4 protein-coding genes are annotated in these 4,035 nt (G+C 41.1%); 3 read left to right on the plus strand and 1 reads right to left on the minus strand.

What is annotated here, in order from left to right:
• The 3 genes from AFK68_RS07255 to AFK68_RS07270 all read left to right on the plus strand — a co-directional run.
• Positions 1 to 291 (plus strand): WD40 repeat domain-containing protein (locus AFK68_RS07255; RefSeq protein ID WP_371357272.1); only part of this gene is annotated, 291 nt, incomplete at its 5' end.
• Positions 288 to 1,460 (plus strand): AAA family ATPase, encoded by a 1,173-nt coding sequence (locus AFK68_RS34655; protein WP_143437657.1) that lies wholly within the window; start codon positions 288 to 290, stop codon positions 1,458 to 1,460. The genes AFK68_RS07255 and AFK68_RS34655, both read left to right, overlap by 4 nt.
• Positions 1,461 to 1,626: 166 nt before the next feature.
• Positions 1,627 to 2,973, plus strand: coding sequence for an SRPBCC family protein (locus AFK68_RS07270; RefSeq protein ID WP_094672179.1), 1,347 nt, complete (start codon positions 1,627 to 1,629; stop codon positions 2,971 to 2,973).
• A 374-nt stretch (positions 2,974 to 3,347) separates the two neighbouring features.
• Here the strand turns inward: AFK68_RS07270 and AFK68_RS07275 are convergent.
• On the minus strand, positions 3,348 to 4,035 hold a 688-nt coding region (locus AFK68_RS07275; protein ID WP_143437658.1), incomplete at its 5' end, for an amidohydrolase family protein.

Consider the following 4,035-nt stretch of genomic DNA (forward strand, 5'->3'; position numbering starts at 1 on the left):
ATCAAAGTGTGGAACATCGAAACAGGAGCAGAAATTCATACCCTCAAAGGTCATAGCAACTGGGTAAATGCTGTAGCAGTAACCCCTGATAGCAAGCAAGTTATTTCCGGTTCATTTGACAAAACTATCAAAGTCTGGAGCATGGAAACTGGGGCTGAAATTGCTAGTTTTACTGGGGAAAGCTTTCTATATTGTTGTGCTGTTGCACCAGATGGAATAACTATTGTGGCAGGTGACATTTCAGGAAACTTACATTTCCTCCGCCTCGAAGGAACGGAGACACAACCATGAACAACCAACCTCAACTTTCAACTCCAACCACCCCCTACCCAACAATATTTCAACAATACATTCGACAAAAAACCGAAAATTATGTCGATCGCTCCCTCATCTCCACCACCATCAACAACTTCCTCCAAAACCACAACCACGGTTACTTCACTCTCATCGGTTCCCCCGGTAGCGGTAAAAGTGCCTTCCTCGCCAACTACACCATCGAAAACCCCCAAACAGTTTATTACACTGCGGAAGTTGAGGGCAAAAACCGCGCTGACGAATTTCTCATAACCATTTGCACCCAACTCATCCAAAAAATAGACGACCAAAACCCCACCCTTCCCGAAAATGTTACGGAAGGCAGTTGGTATCTATCCCTATTACTCCAGAAAATTAGCGACAACCTCACAGCAGAGGAAAAATTAATCGTAGTAGTGGATGGATGCGACAACCTCGATCGCCAAAGTCAACCACGAGACTCCAATATATTCTACTTACCCAGATATTTGCCGAAACAAGTCTATTTCCTCCTCGCCCGCAGACCATTTTTGAGAGCAAAATCTGGTTTATTAATTGAAACTCCTGCCGAAACCTTGAATTTAGAACAATTCCCAGAACAAAACCAGGCAGATGCACGAGCATACATTGAGCATTATTTGGCAATTCCAGAAGTGGGAGCAAATATTAAATCTTGGGTTGCTGAAAATTATCAGAGTGAAGCAGAATTTTGTCGAGAGTTGGTGGTTGCAAGTGGGAATAATTTTATGTATTTGAGTCGGGTGTTGGGAGCGATCCCCCCTAACCCCCCTTTGGAAGGGGGGGATCGGAATTCTTACCTCTTTTTGGAAGCGAAGGAGACGACTGTAGGGACGAATGGCATTCGCCCTTATAAGACATCGAACGTCCCTACGAAAGGTTTAGAGGAATATTACGAGAGTTTGTGGCAAAAAATGGCTGGTGACGGTTTGTCAGAAATTGAGTTAGGAGTGCTGAGGGTGTTAGTCGAGCAAGAAGAAGCAGTTTCTGTGGAGACTATAGCTCAATTCATAGATGTAGATGAATATGATGTGGAGGAAGTGCTGGAAAGTTGGTTGGAATTTTTACATTTGCAACAAATTGGGGGAGAAATCTGTTATAGTTTGTATCATTGGAGTTTCTGTAAATTTTTGCGGTCTTGTTTGTAGTCCAGTAGGGTGTGTTAGCGCAGCGTAACGCACCGAACCATTGAAATATTTGAGATAGGCGGTGCGTTACATTTCATTAACGCACCCTACGATATGGCTAGAGCTACAATATTTCAACAAAACATGATATAAGATATATTTGCAATCTATCTTAATCAATAATCAAATGACTACCAAAAATTTCACTAGAGATGAAATGGAAACAGTGCAGGAAATATTACAAACGGATAGCCGAACCGTGCCACCTGTACTCAAACAAGAGTCAATCAAAAATCTAGGAACTGCTGATATTCCTAGAGAAATATTCTTTTCCCAAGAATATCATAACTTAGAAGTCGAAAAGTTGTGGAAAAAAGTCTGGCAGTGGGCTTGTCGAGAAGAAAATATCCCTAATGTGGGCGATTATGTGGTATATGATGTCGCTGACCTTTCAGTAATTGTTGTTAGGAGTAAAGCTGATAAAATTCAGGCATTCTACAATTCTTGTTTGCACCGTGGAACTCAGTTATGTGTTGATGAGGGAAATACTTTAGCTCTACAATGTCCCTTTCATGGTTGGACATGGAAACTGGATGGTACTCTGGCTCATATTCCTTGTCGGTGGGATTTTGAACAAGTAGAGGATGAAGCTTTCCGGTTGCCTGAAATTAAGGTGGCAACGTGGCAGGGTTTTGTCTTTATTAATTTTGACCCAGACTGTGAGTCTCTTGAGAGTTACTTAGAAAATCTACCCGAACATTTCCAACAGTTTGCTTTACAAGAAAGGTTTATAGCAGCTCACGTTGCTAAAGTGATGCCTGCTAACTGGAAAGTAGCACTAGGGGCTTTTTTAGAAGTTTATCATGTAATTGGAACACATCCACAAATTCTCAAATTCAGTGGAGATGCTAACTCCCAAAATGACATTTATGGTCGTCATAATAGGTTAATTATGCCAATTGCGGTGCAAAGTCCCCATCTAGGTAAGCTACGAGACCCACAAGCTCCTGCTACAGGTCTGATAGAATTTATGGGAATTGACCTAGAAACATTACAGATATCTGAGGAAATGAACCCTCGTGCTTATGCAGCAGAAGTCACTCGACAAAGCTTCAAGCAAAATTTAGAAGTTGACTGCTCTACTGTTTCTGATACAGAGATGCTGGATATAATTTCTTACTTTATTTTCCCTAACTTGATGATATTTCCTGGTGTCGGTCAACCTTTCATGTTTCGTTTTAGACCTTATGGTAATGACCCTGATAGTTGTATTATGGAATTCCTAGTCTTGCAACCTTGTACATCGGGAGTTATGCCACCAGCAGCTAAAATTCATTGGCTGACATCTGAGGAAAACTGGAGTGATGTACCAGAATTGAGACAAGCAGGACCAGTGCTAGATCAAGATGCTTCCAACTTACTCCTGCTGCAAAAAGGTTGGAAAGCATCTGCAAAGCCTGGTATTACTCTGGGTAACTATCAAGAATCTCGCATCCGTCACTTTCATCAGATATTGGATAAATATTTGAGCTAATATTGCAGTACCCGCAATTTAGAATTTAGAAGTCAACTGACAAAACTAAAATAGTGCAGTAGTAGGGGCGGGTTTCCCCATTAAATTAATGAGTTTTCACGTTTGATCAAATAAACCCGCCCCCCAATGATGTAACGCACTATTTTAGATATGTCATTCCAGTAGTAGATCGACACACCTTGCATTAGGGCGGGTTTATTTAATTTGATGGGTGAGTATTGAATTTTCGACTAAAACCCGCCCCTACTTTTGTGCATTTGGGTGGGTTTATTTAATTTGATGGGTAAGTATTGAATTTTCGACTAAAACCCGCCCCTACTTTTGTGCATTTGGGTGGGTTTATTTAATCTGATGGGTAAGTATCGAACTTTTGACTAAAACCCGCCCCTACTATTGATAACTGTTTTCCCATAGGGTCGTGACAAATATTTTCCTTGGGGCGATCCTAAAACTTCTCCGTTATCAAAAATCAAATTTCCCCGCAAAAATGTACTTTTCACTTTTCCTGTTAACTCCATTCCTTCAAATGGTGTATAACCCTGTTGCGACTCCGACTCACTCGCACGCACAACAAAAGTTTCATTGGGGTCGAAAAGTACCAAGTCTGCATCATATCCTACAGCAATATCGCCTTTTTCTAACAAACCATAACGTTGTGCGGGGTTCCATGATAACAATTCAGCGATATGATTATAAGACATTCCTCTTTTGCTCCCTTCGCTGAAAACTCCAGATAATAAATATTCTGTACCGCCAAAACCCGATTTTGCTAACCAAATATTCTCTGGATCTTGACTGCTAGCTTTTTTCTCTGCCGAACAACAGGCATGATCGCTAACTATCCAGTCAATTTGTCGGTTTAATACTGCTTGCCATAAATATTCTACATCTTCACGGGGACGAATAGGTGGGTTTACTTTTGCCCATTTGCCTGTAGGTGCATCTACATCTAATAATAAATGCCCCACTGTCACTTCTCGGCGAAAGTTGATATGAGGAAATGTTGCTTGCATCATTAATGCTGCTTCCACTGCTTTCCGGGAACTCAGATGCAATAAATTA

This window comes from Hydrocoleum sp. CS-953 (assembly GCF_002260545.1).
GTDB lineage: Bacteria > Cyanobacteriota > Cyanobacteriia > Cyanobacteriales > Microcoleaceae > Trichodesmium.

What these genes read in the sequence shown, in the direction of transcription:
- AFK68_RS34655 (WP_143437657.1), top strand. Translation starts at nt 288, where the DNA reads ATGAACAACCAACCTCAACTTTCAACTCCAACCACCCCCTACCCAACA.
- AFK68_RS07270 (WP_094672179.1), top strand. Translation starts at nt 1,627, where the DNA reads ATGACTACCAAAAATTTCACTAGAGATGAAATGGAAACAGTGCAGGAA.